This window comes from Mycobacterium sp. (genome assembly GCF_025965855.1).
Lineage (GTDB): Bacteria > Actinomycetota > Actinomycetes > Mycobacteriales > Mycobacteriaceae > Mycobacterium.
The window spans coordinates 1-20364 of sequence record NZ_JAOPWB010000277.1; the positions used below are offsets into that span (position 1 = coordinate 1).

Here is a 20364-nt window from a genome sequence, read left to right on the forward strand (position 1 = left end):
GACCTGCGCGCGCACGGCGTTCCCTTCGAGACCAGCTGGCTGGACCCGTTCACCGAGTTCCGCTTCCCGCGCATCGGGACCGTCGTCTTCGACGGCGTGGAGATCGAGCTGCGTGGGGCGATCGAACCGTGGAACACCCTCGGCGAGGAGGCCACCGCCACCGGCACCGCCCGCTACGTCGACTCGTCGGTCGAGCGCATCCAGGTCCGCATCATCGGCGCCGACCGCCACCGCTACCTGGTGACGGCCAACGGCTACCCGGTGCCGCTGCTGGCCACCGACAATCCCGACATCCACGTGGGTGGCGTGCGGTTCAAGGCCTGGCAGCCGCCCAGCGCGCTGCACCCGACCATCAGCACCGACGTCCCGCTGCAGTTCGAGCTCGTCGACCTCACCACCGGGACGTCGCGCGGCGGGTGCACCTACCACGTCGCCCATCCCGGCGGGCGCGCCTACGACGAGCCCCCGGTCAACGCCGTCGAGGCCGAGTCCCGCCGCGCCCGCCGCTTCGAGGCGACGGGTTTCACCCCGGGCAAGCTCGATCTGTCCGCCATCCGGGAGCGGCAGGCCAGGATCTTCACCGACATCGGCGCGCCGGGCATCCTTGACCTGCGGCGCGTCCGTACCGTGCAGCAGTAATGGCACTTCCGAATACCGCACTGGACGCGGGCGGCCGCTACGACGCCGACCGGCTGCTGGCCGGGTACCGGACCGCGCGGGCCCAGGAAGCGCTCTTCGACCTGCGGCACGGCCCGGGGATCGGTTACGACGAGTTCGTCGACCGCGACGGGAACGTGCGGCCGGCGTGGTCCGAGCTGGCCGACGCCGTCGCGGAGCGCGGCAGGGCCGGGCTGAACCGGCTGCGCTCGGTGGTGGACAGCCTGATCGACAACGACGGCATCACCTACACCGAGTTCGTTCCCGGCCGCAACGGCGGTCACGCGCTGGAGCCTCGGCCGTGGAGCCTGGACACGCTGCCGATCGTGCTTTCCGCGGCCGATTGGGAGGTGCTGGAGGCCGGGCTGGTGCAGCGCTCGCGCCTGCTCGACGCCGTGCTCGCGGACCTGTACGGGCCCCGCACCCTGCTCACCGAGGGCATCCTGCCGGCGCAGCTGGTGTTCGCCCACCCCGGTTACGTGCGTCCCGCCAACGGCATCGAGGTCCCCGGGCACCACCAGCTGTTCATGCACGCCTGCGACGTCAGCCGGCTGCCGGACGGCAGCTTCGGAGTCAACGCCGACTGGACGCAGGCGCCGTCGGGCGCGGGCTACGCGCTGGCCGACAGGCGCGTTGTGGCGCACTCGATTCCGGACCTGTACGAAAGGATCGCGCCGCGACCGACGACTCCGTTCGCGCAGGCGCTGCGGCTGGCTCTGATCGACGCGGCGCCCGACGTCGCCCAGGACCCGGTGGTCGTGGTGCTCAGCCCCGGCATCTACTCGGAGACCGCGTTCGACCAGGCCTACCTGGCCACCCTGCTGGGCTTCCCGCTGGTGGAGAGCGCGGACCTGGTGGTGCGCGACGGCAAGCTGTGGATGCGTTCGCTGGGCACGTTGAAACGCGTCGACGTGGTCCTTCGCCGGGTCGACGCGGAGTACACGGACCCACTGGATCTGCGCGCCGATTCCCGCCTGGGTGTGGTCGGCTTGGTGGAGGCGCAGCACCGCGGGACGGTGACCGTGGTCAACACGCTCGGCAGCGGCATCCTGGAAAGCCCTGGGCTGCTGCGCTTTCTGCCGCAGCTGGCCGAGCGCCTACTCGACGAGCCTCCGCTGCTTCAGATCGCGCCGGTCTACTGGGCCGGCGTCGCCGGCGAACGCTCGCACCTGCTGGCCAACCTCTCGTCGCTGCTGATCAAGTCGACCGTCGGCGGGAAAACCCTTGTCGGACCGACGCTTTCGTCGGTGCAGCTGGCCGAACTGGCCGCGCGCATCGAGCACATGCCGTGGCAGTGGGTCGGCCAGGAGCTGCCGCAGTTCTCGTCGGCGCCCACCGACCACGCCGGCGTGTTGTCGTCGGCCGCCGTGGGCATGCGGCTGTTCACCGTCGCCCAGCGCGGCGGCTACGCGCCGATGATCGGCGGCGCCGGTTACGTGCTGGCGCCCGGCCCTGCGGCATACACGCTGAAAACCATTGCGGCAAAGGATGTCTGGGTGCGTCCCACGGAGCGCGCGCGGGCCGAGACGGTGACTGTTCCCTCTTTGCGCCCCTCGGCTCTGGAGCCGGGGAAGACCGCCGCGGGCACCTGGGGGATCAGCTCGCCGCGCGTGCTGTCCGATCTGTTCTGGATGGGGCGCTACGGCGAGCGCGCCGAGGAGATGGCCCGGTTGCTGATCGTCGCCCGCGACCGCTTCCACGTCTACCGGCACCACCAGGACACCGAGGAAAGCGAGTGTGTGCCGGTGCTGATGGCCGCGCTGGGCAGGATCACCGGGAGCGACACAAGCGCGGGCTACGGCGACACCGATGATCAGGCGGAGATGATCGCCGTCGCCCCCTCGACGCTGTGGTCGCTGACCGTGGACCCGAAGCAGCCCGGGTCGCTGGTGCAGGCGGTGGACGGGCTGGCGCTGGCGGCCAGGTCGGTGCGCGACCAGTTGTCGAACGACACCTGGATGGTGCTGGCCGGGGTGGAGCGCGCGATGGCGCTGCGGCCGGACCCGCCGGACTCGCTGGCCGAGGCGGACGTCCTGCTCGCGTCGGCCCAGGCGCAGACGTTGGCCGGGATGCTGACGCTGGCGGGGGTGGCCGGCGAGTCGATGGTGCGTGACGTCGGCTGGACGATGATGGACATCGGCAAACGCATCGAACGCGGACTGTGGTTGACCGCCTTGTTGCGTGCCACGCTGACCACCGTCCGCGGCGCCGCCGCCGAGCAGACGATCATCGAGGCGACGCTGGTGGCGTGCGAATCGTCGGTCATCTACCGGCGCCGCACCGTGGGCAAAGTCAGCGTCGCCGCGGTGGCCGAGCTGATGCTGTTCGACGCCACCAACCCGCGGTCGCTGCTGTACCAGCTGGACCGGCTGCGGACCGACCTCAAGGACTTGCCCAGCTCGTCGGGGTCGTCGCGTCCCGAGCGGTTGGTGGAGGAGATCAACACGCTGCTGCGCCGGTCGCATCCCGCGCAACTGGAGGGGATCACCGGCGGGCGCCGCGCGCGACTTGCCGACCTGCTCGACGCGGTCCACGCCGAGCTGCGCGACCTGGCCGAGACCATCACCGCCACGCAGTTGGCGTTGCCGGGCGGCATCCAGCCGCTGTGGGGACCGGAGGAACGGCGCGTGATGCCGGCCTAGCCGGCTACGCGCTGACGGCCGCGGGCCCCCGCAAATCCGAGCTCACCTCGTCGACCACCGCGTGGATGAATTGCATCTTGTCCAGCACCGCCACCGGCAGCACGAATGGGTACAGGTCGTCGTGCCCCATCGAACGGTTCACCATGTTCAGCGACCACGACAACGGCAGCCACATCTCGATGATGGTGGGGAAAGCGCTGGGGCCCAACGGCGTACGGTCGTAGGTCGCCGACGCCGGCGCCAGGCCGCACCAGGCCGAGGTGTCCAGGGCGTCGCGGATGTGCAGGTAATGGGCGAAGGTCTCGGCCCAGTCCTCGGCGGGGTGCATGGTCGCATACGACGAGACGTAGGTTTCCCGCCAACCCTCGGGAGCGCCGTCCCGGTAGTGCCGGTCCAGCGCCTCCTGATAGTCGGCGTCGGGATCGCCGAACAGCTCGTTGAACCGCGCCAGGTTGTCGCTCGACGGGGTGATCAACCGGTAGAAGTAGTAGTGCCCGATCTCGTGCCGGAAGTGCCCGAGCAGGGTCCGGTACGGCTCGTCCATTTCGACCCGCAGCTGCTCGCGGTGCACATCGTCGCCCTCCGCCAAATCCAGTGTGATGACACCGTTTTCGTGGCCGGTGAACACCTTCTCGTGCGCGCTCGACAACAGGCGGAATCCCAACCCGTAGTCGGCATCGCGGTCCCGCCCGACGATCGGCAGCTTCAGCTCGTGCAGCTCGGCGATCAGCCGCCGCTTGGCCGCCTCGGCGCGGGCGAAGGCGGCCAGCCCCTCGGTGTCGCTGTCGTTGGGCCGTTCCAGGGTGAGCGCGCACGACATGCACAACCCGCCGGGATGGTGGGTGGGGACCAGCCAATTGCATTCGGCGATATGGCGATTGGCGCACAGCTCGTACTCGCCGGCGCTGACGAAGCCGGCCTGCCCTCCGTCGCCGCCCTCGACGATCACCAGCAGGGCCATCTGCTCGAGGGAGAACCCCAGCGCGCTGCCGCACGACAGGCAGGCCGAGTTCTCGAACGCCAGGCGCTGGCCGCACTTGGGGCAGTGGAAGTCACGCATGCAAGAAGTCGCCTTCGAGAGGGCCTGAGTAGGGGACGACGTCGACGGCGACGTCGATCACGCTGTGCTCGGAGTTGGTGTAGATGATGCCGCGCAGCGGCGGCACGTCGGCGTAGTCGCGCCCGCGCCCCACGATGATGTAGCGCTCGTCGATCATCTGGTCGTTGGTGGGATCGAGCCCCAGCCACTCGAACTGGCCGGGCTCCTGCGGGGTCCACACCGCCGCCCAGGCGTGGGTCGCGTCGATGCCGATCATCCGATCCTTTCCCGGCGGCGGGTCGGTGGCCAGATAGCCGGACACGTAGCTGGCCGCCAGACCGTTGGCTCGCAGGCAGGCGATCGCCAGCCTTGCAAAGTCCTGACATACCCCTTCCCGGGCCGCCAGAACCTCTTTGACCCCGGTGGAAATCGTCGTCGACCCCGAGCGGTAGGTGAAGTCGGTGAAAATCCGCGACGCCAGGTCGCGCAGCACGTCGACCAGGGGACGCTGCGGCGCGAAGCTGGGGGCCGCGTACTCGCGGATCTCGTCGGTGATCTCCGGCGGATTCAGGTCCAGGGTGAACTCGGTCGCGAGCGCTCCCCTGCGCCCGGCCGGGCGGGCGGCCTCCCATGGCTGCACCGCCGGCCCCCCGGTGTACAGCCCGGGAGCCGGCGGATACACGTCGACGATGGAGTCGCTGGTGATCGTCAGGGCCTGGTGCGGCTCGGTGACGTGGAAATAGGAGCTGATGTTGCCGTAGCTGTCCCGGCTGATGGAGCTGTCGGTGGGGGCCGGCTCGATGGTCAGCCGATGCGCGACGCAACGCTGGCGCGGATAGTCCCGCGGCGTGAGGAAGCCGCGGCCATAAGAGCTGGTCACGACGTCGGAGTAGCGGTACTCGGTGCGGTGGGTGACCCGATGCCGGCGGGCCTCGGCTTCTGACACAAGGCTGATCACATCACACCCCGGCCGGTCCCGCGGGGCCGGTGGCACGCACCCTTTGCCAATAGCGAGCCAATCGCGCCATATCGGGAGCACAATCGAGAGGTGGCCACGTGGGACGACGTCGCCCGCATCGTTGGTGACCTGGCACTCACCTCCGAGCCGTCACCGCACGAGTGGCGGGTCGGCAAGAAGTTGCTGGCGTGGGAGCGACCGCTGCGCCCGTCGGATCGCGAAGCGCTGGCGCACAGCGGCGTGGCGCCGCCGGAGGGCGACATCATCGGTGTCCGGGTTTCCGACGAGGGCGTCAAGTTCGCGTTGATCGCCGACGAGCCGGGGGTCTACTTCACCACCCCGCATTTCGACGGCTATCCGGCGGTGCTGGTCAGGCTGGACCAGATCGCGGTGCGCGACCTGGTGGAGGTGATCACCGAGGGGTGGCTGACGCAGGCGCCGAAGAAACTCGTCCAGGAGTTCCTGGCCGACTCGTTCTGAGCCGATCACACCTGACGTAGGTCGATGACCCGTTGCAGGTCGTCGACGCAGGCCTGGACGACGTCGGCGAGCACCACCTGGGTTCTCTCGCGGGCGGCCGCGTGCAGCTCCGACGCGTGATGGCGCGCGGCGGCGGTGTACGCGCACGCCCCGGCGGGATCGGACTCGGCCAGGGCCGTCGCGGCCGCCAGCACCACCAGCACCCTGTGCACGGGTGGCGGAAGCGGGAAGCGGCAGCCATCAAAAGGAGGGCTGCCCGGGGCGACGGCGCGGGCCACCTGCAGCACCGAGCCGGCGAGCAGCGCCACATGCAGGGCCTGGTGATTGGCGGCCCGGACGGAATCGCGCTGGCCCCAGCGCCGTGGCGCGATGCGCACGACCTGGCGGGCGGTCGTGCGCGCCTCGATGAGCCCGCCGAGCTGTGCGTGCACCCGATCGACGGCCGACAGCGGCCACTCGGGCGGGGCCTCGCGGCGTCCGGCGGCGAGATCCGCGGCGCGCGTCAGGACGCCCCGCAGCACGCCGAACACGCCGATACGCGCGCTGCGCAGCACCTTCAGCGGATCGGCCGGGAACAGCAGCACGGCGACGACGATCGCCACGACACCACCGATCAGCGCGTCGTACACGCGCTCCAGGCCGACGTTGCTGCGGTACAGGGCCAGCACCAGGATCGCCGAAACGGCGGTCTGGTTCGCGAACATCGTGCCCTGCCCGATGTAGCCGTGACCGATGAACACCGCGGCGCACAGGGCGATCAGCGCGGCGACCCCGATGGCCACGGCACCCGGCCCGAGCAACCACTGCACCGCGATGCCCACGCCGATCCCGAGTGTCACGCCGATCATCATCTGGATCGCGCGCTGCGCGCGTAGCACGTTGGTGATCGACAGGGACACCGCGGCGGCGATCGGCGCGAAGAACGGCTGGGGGTGACCCAGCAGATCGTGGGCGATGTACCAGGACAGGCCCGCAGCGACCGAGGTCTGCACCAGGTTGAACCACACCGCGCGGAGCCGGTTGAGGCCCGCGCGCGCGGCGGAGGCTGCGGAAGCCCAAGATGGCACCGGCCGCCGCGTGGTGCTCACCGGGTTACACCGGCTGCAACTCGAACAGCGGAATCACCCTGCTGGTCTTGGACTGGTATTCGCCGAAGCCCGGCGCCGCGGCGGCGATCTTTTCGAAGAGCGCGTCGCGCTCGGCGGTCGGCAACTCGCGGGCGGTCACGTCGAACGAGTCGGTGCCGACCTCCACCTGTGCCCTCGGGTTGGCCCGCAGGTTGTGCACCCAGGCCGGGTTGAAGGGGGCGCCGGCGAACGATCCGATGATGATCAACTTGCCGTCGATGCGGAAATACGCCAGCGGCGACACCCGGGATTGGCCCGATTTGGCGCCCGTCGTCGTCAGCAGCAGCAAATTCGCGTTGGCGAACTGGCCGCTCACCTTGCCTTCGTGGGCCCGGAAGTCGTCGATGACGCCCTTGTTGAACGCGTTGACGGTCTCGGCGTCGGGAATCTCTGTCATGCCCGCTCAACCGTTTCCGGCGCGGCGTCTATTCCGGATTCCTTGCGCTGCTGCGGCGTGATGGGCGCCGGCGCGTCGGTGAGCGGGTCGACGCCGCCGCCGGTCTTGGGGAACGCGATCACCTCGCGGATCGAGTCGACCCCGGACAGCAGCGCGTTGATCCGGTCCCAGCCGAACGCGATGCCGCCGTGCGGCGGCGCGCCAAACGTGAACGCCTCCAACAGGAATCCGAACTTCTCTTCGGCCTCGGCCTTGTCCAGGCCCATCACGGCGAACACCCGTTCCTGGATGTCGCGGCGGTGGATACGGATCGAGCCGCCGCCGATCTCGTTGCCGTTGCAGACGATGTCGTAGGCGTCGGCCAGCACGTTGCCGGGGTCGGTGTCTAAAGCGTCCACGACGTCCACTTCGTGCGGCTTGGGCGAGGTGAACGCGTGGTGCACCGCGGTCCACGCCCCGGAGCCGACCGCCACATCCCCGGCGGCGGTCGCGTCCTCGGCGGGCTCGAACAGCGGCGGGTCGACCACCCACACGAACGCCCACGCGTCCGGGTCAATGAGGTTGAGCCGCTTGGCGATTTCGCCGCGGGCCGCGCCCAGCAGCGCCCGTGACGACTTCGCCGGGCCCGCCGAGAAGAAGATGCAATCCCCCGGCTTGGCCCCGACGTGGCCGGCCAGACCGGCGCGTTCGGTGTCGCTCAGGTTCTTGGCCACCGGACCGCCCAGCTCCCCGTCGTCGCCGACGAGCACGTAGGCCAGCCCGCGGTGCCCGCGCTGTTTGGCCCACTCCTGCCAGCCGTCCAGGGTGCGCCGCGGCTGCGAGGCCCCACCGGGCATCACGACCGCGCCGACGTACGGCGCCTGGAAGACACGAAACGTGGTGTCGGAGAAGAACTCCGTGCACTCGACGAGCTCCAGCCCGAACCGCATGTCGGGCTTGTCGGAGCCGAACCGCCGCATCGCGTCGGCGTAGCTGATCCGCGGGATCGGCGTCGGGAGCTCATAGCCGATCAGCGCCCACAGCGCGGCCAGGATCTCCTCGGAGACGGCGATGATGTCCTCGGCGTCGACGAAGCTCATCTCCATGTCGAGCTGGGTGAATTCGGGCTGGCGGTCGGCGCGGAAATCCTCGTCGCGGTAGCAGCGCGCGATCTGGAAGTAGCGCTCCATGCCGGCCACCATCAGCAGCTGCTTGAACAGCTGCGGGCTCTGCGGCAGGGCGTAGAACGAGCCCGGGTGCAGGCGGGCCGGCACCAGGAAGTCGCGCGCCCCCTCCGGCGTCGACCGGGTGATCGTGGGGGTCTCGATCTCGACGAAGTCGCGCCGCGCCAGCACCGCGCGCGCGGCCGCATTCACCTTGGAGCGCAGCCGCATTGCCGCGGCCGGGCCGTCGCGCCGCAGGTCGAGATAGCCGTACTTCAGCCGCAGCTCCTCGCCGGCGGGCTCGTCCAGCTGGAACGGCAGCGGCGCGCTCTCGCCGAGCACGGTCAGCGAGGTCGCGTTGACCTCGATGTCGCCCGTCGCGATCTCCGGGTTGGCGTTGCCCTCCGGCCGGGTCTCGACGACCCCGGTCACCGCGACGCAGAACTCGGCGCGCAACCGGTGCGCCTGGGCCAGCACGTCGGGGGCGCGGAACACCACTTGCGCGACGCCGGACGCGTCGCGCAGATCGATGAAGATGACGCCGCCGTGGTCGCGGCGGCGGGCCACCCAACCGGCCAACGTCACCTGCTGGCCGGCGTCGCTACTCCTCAGCGAACCGGCGGCGTGGCTGCGCAGCACAAACACTCCCTTTCACCTGGCTGGAACGAGTGACCAGTCTAGAGGGAGGTAATTTCTGTCTTATCGTCACCAACATCGCACTGGTCGGTCCCGGCGCCGTCGGCACGACGGTCGCCGCACTGCTGTACAAGGCCGGGCATTCGGTGCTGGTGTGCGGCCGCACTCCCCGCGAGAGCATCGAATTGCGGCCCGACGGCGCCGATCCGATCGTGGTGCCCGGCCCGGTCCGGACGGATCCCGGTGAGGTGAGCGGCCCGGTCGACGTCCTGGTGCTGGCGGTCAAAGCCACCCAGAACGACGAGGCGGCCGGCTGGCTGGCCCGCCTGTGTGACGAACACACCGTCGTCGTCGTGCTGCAGAACGGTGTCGAGCAGGTGGAGCAGGTCCAGCCGCACTGCCCGTCGTCGCCGGTGGTGCCGGGGATCGTGTGGTACAGCGCCGAGACCCAGCCGCAAGGGTGGGTGCGGTTGCGCACCGAGGCGCGGCTGGTGCTGCCGTCGGGCCCCTCGGCGGAAATGGTCGCCGAGCTGCTGCGCGGCGCGGGCTGCCGGGTGGACTGCGACCCCGACTTCATCACCGCGGCCTGGCGCAAGCTGCTCACCAACGCGCTGGCCGGATTCATGGCGCTGTCCGGACGGCGGTCCGGGATGTTCCGCCGCGACGACGTCGCCGCGCTGTCGCGCCGCTACCTGGCCGAATGCCTGGGCGTCGCGCGGGCCGAGGGCGCCCGGCTGGCCAACGGCGTGGTCGACGAATTGGCCGACCTGTTCCGTCGGGCCCCCGAAGACATGGGAACGTCGATCCTGGCCGATCGGGAAAACCACCGGCGGATGGAATGGGACATCCGCAACGGGGTGATCATCCGCAAGGGGCGCGCCCACAGCCTGGCGACGCCGATCAGCGACATCCTGGTGCCGCTGCTGGCAGCGGCGAGCGACGGGCCGGGTTAGGTTAGGGCCATGTTCCCCTGCGAGCGCGTCGACCTGGGCTTCGTCGAGAGCGCGCCGTTTCGATTCCGCAATAGTGTCGACCTCGCCATCACGCCCGAGCAGCTGTTCGAGGTGCTCGGCGACGCCGAGTCCTGGCCGCGCTGGGCGCCGGTGATCACGAAGGTGACCTGGACCAGTCCCGAGCCGCGCGGCCTCGGCACCACCCGCACCGTCGACATGCGCGGCGGCATCGTCGGCAACGAAGAGTTCATCGCCTGGGAACCCTTCACCCGCATGGCATTCCGGTTCAACGAATGCTCGTCGCGGGCCGTCGCGGCGTTCGCCGAGGACTACCGGGTCGAGGCGATCCCGGGCGGCTGCCGGCTGACGTGGACCATGGCGCAAAAACCGGCCGGCCCGTCGCGGCTGGCGATGCCGGTGGTCGGACCGCTGCTCAATCTGGGGCTCCGCCGGTTTCTGCGCAACCTGCGCCGCTACACCGACGCCCGGTACTCCGCGACCCCGCAACGTTAGGAGCATGCGATGACTTTCAACGAGGGCATGCAGATCGACACCAGCACCGCGTCGTCGTCTGGCGGCGGCGGCATGGGGATGGCATTCGGGGGCGGCGGCCTCGGGTTGCTCATCCTTATCGGGGCGTTGTTTTTCGGTGTCGATCCGGGCCGCGTGATGAACCATCAGCAGACGAACACCGGCGGCTATTCGGCGCCCGGTTTCGACCTGAGCCAGTGCAAGACCGGGGCCGACGCCAACAAGTACGTGCAATGCCGCGTGGTCGCCACCGGCAATTCCGTGGACGCGGTGTGGCATCAGCTGATGCCCAACTACACGCGCCCACACGTGCGCCTGTTCACCGGATCCGTGGACACCGGATGCGGCCCGGCCACCACCGCGGTGGGGCCGTTCTACTGCCCGGTGGACCAAACGGCGTACTTCGACACCGACTTCTTCCAGGAGCTGGTCGATAGATTCGGTTCCAGCGGAGGACCATTCGCGCAGGAGTACGTGGTCGCGCACGAATACGGCCACCACGTGCAGCAACTGCAGGGCGTCCTGGGTCGCTCCCAGCAGGGGGCGCAGGGCGCCGGGGGCAACGGCGTGCGCACGGAGCTGCAGGCCGACTGCTACGCCGGGATCTGGGCCCACTACGCGTCGACGGTCAAGCAGGAAAGCACCGGCGTGCCGTACCTGGAGCCCTTGAGCGACAAGGATATTCAAGACGCGCTCTCGGCCGCGGCGTCGGTCGGCGACGACCGCATCCAGAAGCAGGCGAACGGACGCGTCAACCCCGAGTCGTGGACGCACGGCTCGTCGGCAGAGCGGCAGAAGTGGTTCACCACCGGCTACCAGACCGGTGATCCCAACCAGTGCAACACCTTCGCGGCCACCGATCTCGGCTAGGCGCTCCCCGTAATGGTGGTCCAGGGTCGGGAGCGTGCCGACGATGGGCAGGAGTCGGCATGGGCACCGTTGCGCAATCCGATCTTTCGCAACTTGTTCATCGCGCAGTTCGTCTCCAACGTCGGGACTTGGATGCAAAGCGTGGCCGCACAATGGTTCCTGGTCGAAGAGCACAGCAGTGCCACCATCGTGGCACTGGTCCAGACCGCGAGCCTTGGGCCGACGCTCCTTTTGGGGTTGTTCGCCGGCGCACTTGCCGACGTGTTCGACCGGCGGCGGCTGCTGATATTTCTGCAGTGGTACGCGGTGTTGGTGGCGCTGGCCCTGGCCGTGCTGACATACCTTGGACGCCTCACCCCGGCCTCACTGTTGCTGTTCACGGTGGCCATCGGCATCGCCTCCGCAATAACCGCGCCGGCCTGGCAGGCGATTCAGCCCGAGGTTGTCGCGCGCGAGCAGATACCGGCCGCCGCGACCATGGCCAGCGTATCGGTCAACATCGCACGGGTGATTGGACCGGCGATCGGCGGTGTCGTCGTGGCGCTGGCCGGTCCGGCAGCGGTCTTCGCGATCAACGCAATATCGTTCACCGGAATCATCATTGCCCTGGCGGCGTGGCAACGACCCAGGCAAATCGCGCCACTCGAACGAGAACACCTCGGCCAGGCCATCATCACCGGAGTGCAATACGTCGTCAACGGTCCGATTTTCCGCAGGATCTTGCTGCGCGCAGCCCTTTTCGTGTTTCCCGCCTCGGCCCTGCTGGCTCTGTTGCCGGTGGCTGCCGTCCAGAGATGGAACTTGGGAGCAGGCGGCTACGGTGTGGCGCTGGGGGCAATAGGTTTCGGCGCGGTGCTGGCTGTTGCGCTTCCCGCACCGCTACGCCAGAAGGTGTCGCCCAACGCGCTGCTGGCGGGGTGCGCCGCCGGATACGCTCTCGCGCCGCTCGCGGTGGTCTGGCTGCCGTTCGCCGCGGCGGCGCCGTTCTTAGTGTTTTCGGGGATGACCTGGCTCATCACGTTGACAACCTTGAACGCAGCCGCACAGCTGCATTTGCCGCGATGGGTCCGGGCCCGCGGGTTGTCGATTTATCTGCTGGTCTTCACGGGAGCCCAGGCAATCGGCGCATATCTCTGGGGTGTCGTTGCCACGCGGGCGGGGCTCGGCGTCGCGCTGATCTTGTCGGCTGTGTTGCTGGGCGCCGCCGCCCTCAGCGTCGTCGTGCTTGGGTTGCGGCCGGCTACGGGAAAACTGAGCCGCGACATTTCCAGGGCTTGGCCGTCGCCGATGATGGTGTTCGAACCATGCCCCAACGATGGACCGGTGCTCGTGACCGTCCGCTATCGAGTGTCGGAGGAAAACCGCCCAAGCTTCGTCGAGGCGATGAGCGCGGTCAGGCGATCACGGCTGCGGACGGGTGGCCACAGTTGGCGGCTTTATCGAAGTCTCGAATATTCCGACATGGTCCTCGAGAGGTTCACCGTGCCGTCGTGGACCGAATTTCAGCGCCAGCACACCGAGCGCTGGCTGGAGTCCGACCATGATGGCGCCGCGAAGGCGGTGGGCTACACCGTCGACAGCACCCGACGGCACGAGTACTACCTCGCCCTGCGCGTGCACCGATGAGTTTGCGGGCCGGCTGGCTACCAGGGCCGCGTCGAGCAGGTGACCCCGGTGGTGGCGCTCTGTGTCACGACCACCTGGCCGTCCACAGCGATCTGGCACTGAATCTGGGGAACGTTCGACGAGTCGCAGTCCGGCCAGTGACACCCGCCGCTGGCGTTGACGAACGCCCACTGGTTCGGGTTTGCCAACGTGGTGTTGTAAACCAGCGGCTGCGCGGCGGCGAACGCGGCCGGCACGGTGCTCAGGTACTGCGACGAGTTGGCGTCGAAGGCCGCCTGACTGGGCGGATCACTGTTCATGTACCGAACGTTGCCGGTCAGATTGCCACTGGCCGTGATCGTGTAGGTCACCTGATGGCCGCCCGGATCCGCGTGTGAGGTCGCGGGCGTGAAAGCCAGTCCCGCGGCCGTTGCAAGCGTTGCCAGCGCGGCCGCGCTGATCACTTTTCGCACGTTCGTCATATCGAAAACGCTACCGGATTCGTTACCCCGGCAGTCGCACGCCGATCCCCTTCGATGCGGTGGCCACCGACGTGATCAGCGTGAACCCGCACCGCCACCAAGGTGCGGCCGTTGTGCCGGCGTTCACCCCACTCGGGTATGAAGCAAGCATGACCGACGACCGCGCCAGCGGCATCAGCCGCCGCAGGTTGTTGACCACGAGCGCGGTCTCGGCTGCCCTCGGGGTGGGAATCGGGGGCGGGGCGGTGCTGCTGTGGTCCCAGGCGCGCGGTCCCGCCGTCTGGTATCAGCCGGACCGCACCGGCGCACCCCCGGTGACCGGCCTGCATCTGCAATTCGGCACGAACGCCGCCACCGAGGTGGTGGCGTCGTGGCACACCACCGAGGCCGTCGGCAATCCCCGCGTCATGCTGGGCACGCCGGCATCCGGGTTCGGGCGCACCGTCGCCGCCGAAACCCGCACCTACCGAGATGCCAAGTCCAACACCGAGATTCGCGTTAACCACGCGCGCCTGACGGGCCTGACCCCGGACACCGACTACGTATACGCCGCGGTGCACGACGGCGCCGAGCCGCAGAGCGGGACGGTGCGGACGGCGCCGTCGGGGCGAAAACCGCTGCGGTTCACCAGCTTCGGTGACCAGTCCACCCCGACGCTGGCAAAGCTGCCCGACGGCAGGTACGCCACCGACAACATCGGGTCGCCCGCGGCCGCGGACACCACGCTGGCGGTCGAGCGTCTCGGCCCGCTGTTCAATCTCGTCAACGGCGACCTGTGCTACGCCAACCTCGCACGGGACCGCATACGGACGTGGTCGAACTGGTTTGAGAACAACACGCGCTCGGCGCGGTTCCGGCCCTGGATGCCGGCCGCGGGCAATCACGAGAACGAATTGGGCAATGGGCCAATCGGTTACGGCGCCTACCAGGCCTACTTCGCGTTGCCGGATTCGGGGTCTGGTCCGGAGACCCGCGGGCTGTGGTACTCGTTCACCGCCGGCTCGGTGCGGGTGATCAGCCTCAACAACGACGACGTCGCCTTCCAGGATGGCGGCAACTTCTACGTGCACGGCTACTCGGGCGGAGAGCAAAAGCGCTGGCTTGCCAGCGAACTCGCCGCCGCGCGGCGCGACCCGGATGTCGACTGGATCGTCGTTTGCATGCACCAGACGGCGATCTCCACCACCGACAAGTCCAACGGCGCCGACCTGGGAATCCGTGAGGAATGGCTGCCGCTGTTCGACCAGTATCAGGTCGATCTGGTCTTGTGCGGCCACGAGCACCACTACGAGCGGTCGCACCCGTTGCGCGGAACGCTGGGCACCGACACCCTAACGCCGATACCCGTGGACACCCGCGACGACGTCATCGACTCGGCCCGGGGCACGGTGCACCTCGTCATCGGCGGCGGCGGGACGTCGGCGCCCAGCAACGGGTTCTTCTTCCCCGAGCCGCGCTGCCGCGTGCTGACCGGCGTCGGTGCGTTTGATCCAGGGCTGGGTCGCAAGGCGCCGATCTACGTGTTGGAAGACGCGCCGTGGTCGGCGTTTCGCGACCGCGATCATCCTTACGGCTTCGCGGCTTTCGACGTGGACCCAGGTCCGCCCGGGGGCAACACGTCGATCAAGGCGACGCACTACGCGCTGAGCGGGCCGTTCGGTGACGTCACCGTGGTGGACCAGTTCACGCTGACGAAGCCCCGGGGCGATAGGCCCACCTAGCTCAAAACAGCGTCGGCTGTAGCGGTTCCGGTGCGGCCGCGGCGGGCTGCGGGAACGGGCGGTGGCCGCCGCCCAGACGATACCTGGCGATCAGCGGCGCGGCCCGTTCGCGCAGCATGTCGCGGTAGCTCGGTGGCAGGTATGCGCCGCGGCGGTAGAGCTCGCGGTAGCGGCCGACCAGGTCGGGATGCGAGCGGGCCAGCCAGGACATGAACCAGCCGCGTGTCGAGCCGCGCAGGTGCAGGCCGAAAACCGTGACACCGGTGGCGCCGGCCGCGGCGATCTGGCCGAGCAGCCGATCGAGGTGCTCGGGTGAATCCGTGAGGTGCGGCAGCACGGGTGCGACCATCACGTGGCAGTCCAGGCCGGCGTCCCGGATGGCGGTGATGAGGCCCAGGCGAGCCTGTGGTGTCGGCGTTCCCGGCTCGACGTCGCGGTGCAGCTCCGGATCGCCGACGGCCAGCGACACCGCGACGGATACCGGAATGTGTTGGGCCGCATCCATTATCAGCGGCAGGTCGCGCTTTAGCAGGGTGCCCTTGGTGAGGATGGACAGCGGCGTGCCGGATCCGGCGAGGGCGCCGATGATGCCCGGCATCAGTGCGTAGCGCCCCTCGGCGCGCTGATAGGGATCGGTGTTGGTGCCCAGCGCGACCGTTTCCCGCTGCCAGGACGGCCGGCGCAGCTCGCGGCGCAGCACCTCGGCGACGTTGGTCTTGACGACGATTTGGGTGTCGAAGTCGGTGCCGCAGTCGAAGTCGAGGTATTCGTGCGTGGGACGCGCGAAGCAGTAGCGGCAGGCGTGCGAGCAGCCGCGGTAGCCGTTGACGGTGTAGCGGAAGGGCAATGCCGCCGCGTTGGGCACCTTGTTGAGCGCCGACTTGCACAGCACCTCGTGAAAGGTGATCCCCTCGAATTGCGGCGCCCGCACGCTTCGGACGAGCCCGATCCGCTGCAGCCCCGGTAGCGCCCCGTCGTCGACGGGGCTACCGTTCACGGCGACGGCCTGATTAGCCCAGCGCACCCCTCTATTCGAACAGCAGTTCGATATAGTGTCAACCTGGGCGCCAGGGACCAAAGAAATGAGGAGCGCTTGGCGCTCCTTCTATTTCCAATCTACAGCGTGCCCCCGGGCTTGCGGCAAGACCCGGGTAATGGCGCAAAATCGCTGCGCGGGACCAGGACTGACGGAAAGGCGCGTGTTGACACGAGGGCACGAAGACGAATTGCGGTCCGAGCGGAACTATGTGACGGGGCTATACATGCGCCTCGACGCCGCGCGAACGCGAGCGAAGGACAGATACCGCGCGGCGTTGCGGGGAGACGGCCAGCCGCTCTCCGATCGGGACGCCGAGGTACGTGCGGTGGCAAAAGAGGTCAAGCGGCTGGACGTGGCGGACCACGGGCTGTGTTTCGGGCGCCTGGACGCGATTTCGGGCGACCGTTCCTACATCGGCCGCATTGGCCTGCTCGACGCGGAGAACGAGTACGAGCCCGTCTTGCTCGATTGGCGTGCGCCGGCAGCGCGCGCGTTCTACGTCGCCACCGCCGCGAGTCCCGAGAACATGCGCCGCCGTCGCCTGTTCCACACCCGAGGGCGGCACGTCCTCGATTTCACTGACGAAGTGTTCGGCCGGCCGGGAGGCGACGCGCAAGGTGACGCGGCCCTGCTCGCGGCGGTCAACGCGCCGCGCGGCGAGGGAATGCCAGACATCGTCGCGACGATCCAAGCCGAACAGGACGAGATCATCCGGCTCGATCACCCCGGCATGCTGGTGATTGAGGGCGGCCCCGGCACAGGAAAGACCGTCGTGGCACTGCATCGCGTCGCCTACCTGCTCTACACCCACCGAGAGCGGATCGAGCGCCATGGCGTGCTCGTGGTCGGGCCCAACAGGGCGTTCCTGAAATACGTGGACCATGTTCTGCCGTCGCTGGGCGAATCCAGCGTCGTGTTCATGACCCCCGGCGACCTCCTGCCCGGATTGCACACCACGTCGGAAGACAACCCGGATTGCGCACGCCTGAAGGGCTCGCTACAGATCCTGGACGTCCTCGCGGCGGCGATCGCCGATCGGCAGCGGCTGCCCGAGAGTCCCCTGCCGATCGAACTGGCGGACGTCACGCTCCGGATCGATGCCGAGACCGTGGAATGGGCCAGGGACGAGGCGCGCGGAAGCCGATTGCCACATAACGAGGCCCGCGCCGTTTTCAGTGACATCGTCACATGGGTGCTGACGGAGCGGGCGATAGCCCGGCTCGGCCGGGGGTGGCTGACCCGCGAGGACCGCAAAGCTTGGGAGCGGCTGCGAGCGGACCTGCTCGAGGAGCTTGCGGACAATGACCGATTCAAGGCCGCGCTCGACGAACTCTGGCCGGTACTGACGCCGGAAACGCTGTTGGCGCAGCTGTGCACGTCGCACGAACGGCTGCAGGCCGCGGGCGCCGACCGGGCGCTGTGGCGCGCCGACGGCGAGGCCTGGACGGTATCGGACGTGCCGCTGCTCGACGAACTGGTCGACCTGCTGGGCCCGGACAAGAAGGCCGACGAGGCCGCCGAGCGGGGACGAAAGGACGAGGCCGAGTACGCCGCCGGCGTGCTGGAGATGATGATCGGCCGGCAAGACCTGATGGACGACGAGGACCACCTGCTCGCCCAGGACATGCTCGACGCCGACGACTTGGCCGAACGCTTCCTCGAGCGCGACACCCGTGAACTCGCCGAACGCGCCGCCGCGGACCGCGAGTGGACCTACCGGCACGTCGTCGTCGACGAGGCCCAAGAACTGTCCGAAATGGACTGGCGGGTGTTGATGCGGCGCTGCCCCGGCCGATCCTTCACGGTCGTTGGCGATCTCGCCCAACGCCGGTCGGCGGCCGGGGCGACGTCGTGGGGGGCGATGCTAGACCCGTACGTGGCCGGCCGCTGGGCCTACCGGTCGCTGTCGCTGAACTATCGGACCCCCGCGGAGATCATGGCCATCGCCGCCGCGCTGCTCGCCGAATTCGCACCCGAGGTCCAGCCACCGGATTCGGTCCGCGCGTGCGGGGTCCAGCCATGGTCCAGACGGGTCACCGAAGACGAATTGCCCTCTGCTATAGAGGAATTCGTCCGAGATGAGGCCGGCCGCGACGGCACCAGCGTGGTGATCGGGCCACCGGGTGTGCCTGGTGCGGTGCTCGCGTCGGAGACCAAGGGCCTGGAGTTCGACGCTGTCCTCGTGGTGGAGCCGCAACGGATTCTCGACAACGGCCCACGCGGCGCGGCCGAGCTCTACGTGGCCCTCACCCGCGCCACCCAGCGCCTGGGCGTCCTGCACCGGGACCCGCTCCCGCGGGCCCTCGCCGGCCTCACCGAATTTGGAACACCCGGGAATCGACAGCCGGCACGACGATAACCCGGCGTCACGGAGGTGCTCGGAACCGCAGGCCAGGGCCTGCGTGTTGACGTCGGTGCAGTGGGTGGTGGCGCACGTCACACCCGCGGCGGGTGCAGCCACGGTCCTTGGCAAACAAGACGATTCGTTAGCGGCGACGGCCTGGTTAGCCCAGGGCCTACCGTTCGCCGGCGCCGTCATGGCGACATTCTGACGGACGGCGGCCGTCGGGACCGTCGGTTGCCCCTTGTTGCATCAGACGAAAGATTCGACGCCATCCTCGGCTTACACTTCCGCAATGTTCTCGGAGACGCGCTATGCGATGAACGGGGACTTGCGCGTCGCCTATCGCGCATCTCGTAAAGGTCCCCGCGACATCGTGATGGTCCCGAACTGGTTCAACTGTTGCGAAATTCTGCCCGAGCTGCCGGCGATTCAGGGGTGGGTTGAGGCGATGACATCGCTGGGTCGGTTGATCTTTTTCGATCAACCGGGCACGGGCGCGTCCGATCCGGTCTCGACGGGTGCGTTGCCGACGTTGGAGCAATGGGCCGACAGCATCACCGCGGTGTTAGACGATCTCGGGAGTCGCGAAGCGGTTCTCGTCGCGTTGAACGCTGCGTTCGCGCCCGCGGCGCTGTTCGCGGCCAGCTATCCGTCTCGCACCACGGCGCTGGTCGGGCTCGAGGTCTATGCCGATCCACGGGCTGAGCGCACCGGTGAGCTCACTCCGGAGAAGTTCTTCGATGCCATGGTCGCCGTGTGGGGAACGGGGGAGTTCGAACATGTGCTCAATCCCGATATGCCGTGGAATGAGGAAATCCGGGCAACGTGGGCGCGACATGAACGCCTCGCGGCGAGCCCACGCACCGTTGCTCTTATGATGCCGGTGGTATCCGAATTGGACATACGGGCGCTGCTTCCCAGCGTCCGCGTGCCAACCCTCGTCGTGCAGTACACGAACGACTCATTCATCTCACCCGATGATGGCAAGTACGTCGCCGATCACATCCCGGGCGCGAAGTACGTTGAGCTGCCGGGGCGCAACATCTTCCACTACGTGGAACCCTGGCGCGAATCATTCCAGCACGTCGCTGAGTTCCTCACCGGCGAGCAGGCGGACGTGGCCGATGATCGGGTTCTCGCCACGGTGCTGTTCACCGACATCGTGGACTCGACGCGCCGAGCGGCGGAGATGGGCGACCGGGACTGGCATGCGCTGCTCGACGCGCACGACGCCATCGTCCGGTCGCAACTCGCTCGTTTTCGAGGCCGTGAGGTGAATACGTCGGGAGACGGCTTCCTCGCGATGTTCGACGGCCCGCAGCGAGCGATCCGCTGCGCGATGGCAATTCGCGACGCGGTTCAGACACTCGGCATCGAGGTACGCGCCGGGTTGCACACCGGCGAGTGCGAAATCCGCAGCGACGACATTGGCGGGATCGCCGTCCACATCGGCGCGCGCGTGAGCGCCCTGGCCGGGCCGAACGACGTGCTCGTGTCCAGCACGCTGCGCGACCTCGTGATTGGTTCAGGGCTTGAGTTCGAGGAGCGCGGTTCTTACGAGCTCAAGGGCGTGCCGGGCGAGTGGCGCCTGTTCGCCGTCGCGTCTGCGTAACTCCTTGAGCGGCCGTCAGAAGGGCGGCGGTTCGTCGTCGTCGTTGGGGGGTGGGGCGGGTCCGAAGTAGTCGTGGCTTTCGGATTTTCGGGCCAGGCGGGCGTCGCGGTTGTGTCGGCGTTCGGTCGC

At 68.6% G+C, this 20364-nt stretch carries 17 protein-coding genes; 10 read left to right on the forward strand and 7 right to left on the reverse strand.

Going from position 1 to position 20364, the window contains the following annotated elements:
- On the forward strand, positions 1 to 639 hold a 639-nt coding region (locus JWP83_RS23530), incomplete at its 5' end, for a transglutaminase family protein (RefSeq protein WP_297735610.1).
- The gene (locus JWP83_RS23535; RefSeq protein WP_297735613.1) at positions 639 to 3299 is read left to right on the forward strand and encodes a circularly permuted type 2 ATP-grasp protein; all 2661 of its coding nucleotides are present in this window, start codon (positions 639 to 641) and stop codon (positions 3297 to 3299) included. The genes JWP83_RS23530 and JWP83_RS23535, both read left to right, overlap by 1 nt.
- A gap of 4 nt (positions 3300 to 3303) precedes the next feature.
- Here JWP83_RS23535 and JWP83_RS23540 read toward each other — a convergent pair whose 3' ends face one another.
- A complete protein-coding gene (locus JWP83_RS23540) occupies positions 3304 to 4359 on the reverse strand; it encodes a putative zinc-binding metallopeptidase (RefSeq protein ID WP_297735616.1) in 1056 nt (351 codons plus the stop codon).
- On the reverse strand, positions 4352 to 5296 hold the full coding sequence (locus JWP83_RS23545) for a transglutaminase family protein (protein WP_297735619.1): 945 nt from the start codon (positions 5294 to 5296) through the stop codon (positions 4352 to 4354). Before JWP83_RS23545 ends, JWP83_RS23540 begins: the two co-directional genes overlap by 8 nt.
- A gap of 90 nt (positions 5297 to 5386) precedes the next feature.
- Between JWP83_RS23545 and JWP83_RS23550 the strand changes: the two genes are divergently transcribed.
- Positions 5387 to 5776 (forward strand): MmcQ/YjbR family DNA-binding protein, encoded by a 390-nt coding sequence (locus JWP83_RS23550; RefSeq protein ID WP_297735623.1) that lies wholly within the window; start codon positions 5387 to 5389, stop codon positions 5774 to 5776.
- Positions 5777 to 5781: 5 nt separating this feature from the next.
- Here the strand turns inward: JWP83_RS23550 and JWP83_RS23555 are convergent, their stop codons facing one another.
- Genes JWP83_RS23555 through aspS form a run of 3 tightly spaced genes read right to left on the reverse strand, consistent with a single transcriptional unit; the run spans position 5782 to position 9087 of the window.
- Positions 5782 to 6843: an FUSC family protein gene (locus tag JWP83_RS23555; protein ID WP_297735626.1), complete on the reverse strand. Its 1062-nt coding sequence runs from the start codon at positions 6841 to 6843 to the stop codon at positions 5782 to 5784.
- Between the two features lie 25 nt (positions 6844 to 6868).
- Positions 6869 to 7300: a nitroreductase family deazaflavin-dependent oxidoreductase gene (locus tag JWP83_RS23560; protein ID WP_297735629.1), complete on the reverse strand. Its 432-nt coding sequence runs from the start codon at positions 7298 to 7300 to the stop codon at positions 6869 to 6871.
- The gene (aspS, locus tag JWP83_RS23565; RefSeq protein WP_297735632.1) at positions 7297 to 9087 is read right to left on the reverse strand and encodes an aspartate--tRNA ligase; all 1791 of its coding nucleotides are present in this window, start codon (positions 9085 to 9087) and stop codon (positions 7297 to 7299) included. Before aspS ends, JWP83_RS23560 begins: the two co-directional genes overlap by 4 nt.
- 56 nt (positions 9088 to 9143) lie before the next feature.
- Between aspS and JWP83_RS23570 the strand changes: the two genes are divergently transcribed.
- From JWP83_RS23570 to JWP83_RS23585, 4 genes are read left to right on the forward strand one after another with little or no spacing between them, the layout of a single operon-like run.
- Complete coding sequence (locus tag JWP83_RS23570) at positions 9144 to 10031, forward strand: oxidoreductase (protein ID WP_297735654.1); 888 nt, start codon at positions 9144 to 9146, stop codon at positions 10029 to 10031.
- Positions 10032 to 10040: 9 nt separating this feature from the next.
- Complete coding sequence (locus JWP83_RS23575) at positions 10041 to 10544, forward strand: SRPBCC family protein (RefSeq protein WP_297735635.1); 504 nt, start codon at positions 10041 to 10043, stop codon at positions 10542 to 10544.
- A gap of 9 nt (positions 10545 to 10553) precedes the next feature.
- Positions 10554 to 11432: a neutral zinc metallopeptidase gene (locus JWP83_RS23580; RefSeq protein WP_297735638.1), complete on the forward strand. Its 879-nt coding sequence runs from the start codon at positions 10554 to 10556 to the stop codon at positions 11430 to 11432.
- 12 nt (positions 11433 to 11444) lie between these two features.
- A complete protein-coding gene (locus tag JWP83_RS23585) occupies positions 11445 to 13058 on the forward strand; it encodes an MFS transporter (RefSeq protein ID WP_297735641.1) in 1614 nt (537 codons plus the stop codon).
- 17 nt (positions 13059 to 13075) lie between these two features.
- Here JWP83_RS23585 and JWP83_RS23590 read toward each other — a convergent pair whose 3' ends face one another.
- Positions 13076 to 13519: a hypothetical protein gene (locus tag JWP83_RS23590; protein ID WP_297735644.1), complete on the reverse strand. Its 444-nt coding sequence runs from the start codon at positions 13517 to 13519 to the stop codon at positions 13076 to 13078.
- Between the two features lie 149 nt (positions 13520 to 13668).
- Here JWP83_RS23590 and JWP83_RS23595 point away from each other — a divergent pair, with 149 nt between their 5' ends.
- Positions 13669 to 15240, forward strand: a complete 1572-nt coding sequence (locus tag JWP83_RS23595; RefSeq protein WP_297735646.1) for a metallophosphoesterase family protein — start codon at positions 13669 to 13671, stop codon at positions 15238 to 15240.
- 1 nt (position 15241) lies between these two features.
- Here the strand turns inward: JWP83_RS23595 and JWP83_RS23600 are convergent, their stop codons facing one another.
- On the reverse strand, positions 15242 to 16264 hold the full coding sequence (locus tag JWP83_RS23600; protein WP_297735649.1) for an Rv2578c family radical SAM protein: 1023 nt from the start codon (positions 16262 to 16264) through the stop codon (positions 15242 to 15244).
- Positions 16265 to 16439: 175 nt separating this feature from the next.
- Here JWP83_RS23600 and helR point away from each other — a divergent pair, with 175 nt between their 5' ends.
- Together helR and JWP83_RS23610 are read left to right on the forward strand one after the other, a co-directional pair.
- Entirely contained in the window at positions 16440 to 18638 is a 2199-nt protein-coding gene (helR, locus tag JWP83_RS23605; protein WP_297735652.1) for an RNA polymerase recycling motor ATPase HelR, read from the forward strand.
- Positions 18639 to 18915: 277 nt separating this feature from the next.
- Positions 18916 to 20235: an adenylate/guanylate cyclase domain-containing protein gene (locus JWP83_RS23610; protein ID WP_297735657.1), complete on the forward strand. Its 1320-nt coding sequence runs from the start codon at positions 18916 to 18918 to the stop codon at positions 20233 to 20235.
- Positions 20236 to 20364: the final 129 nt, after the last annotated feature.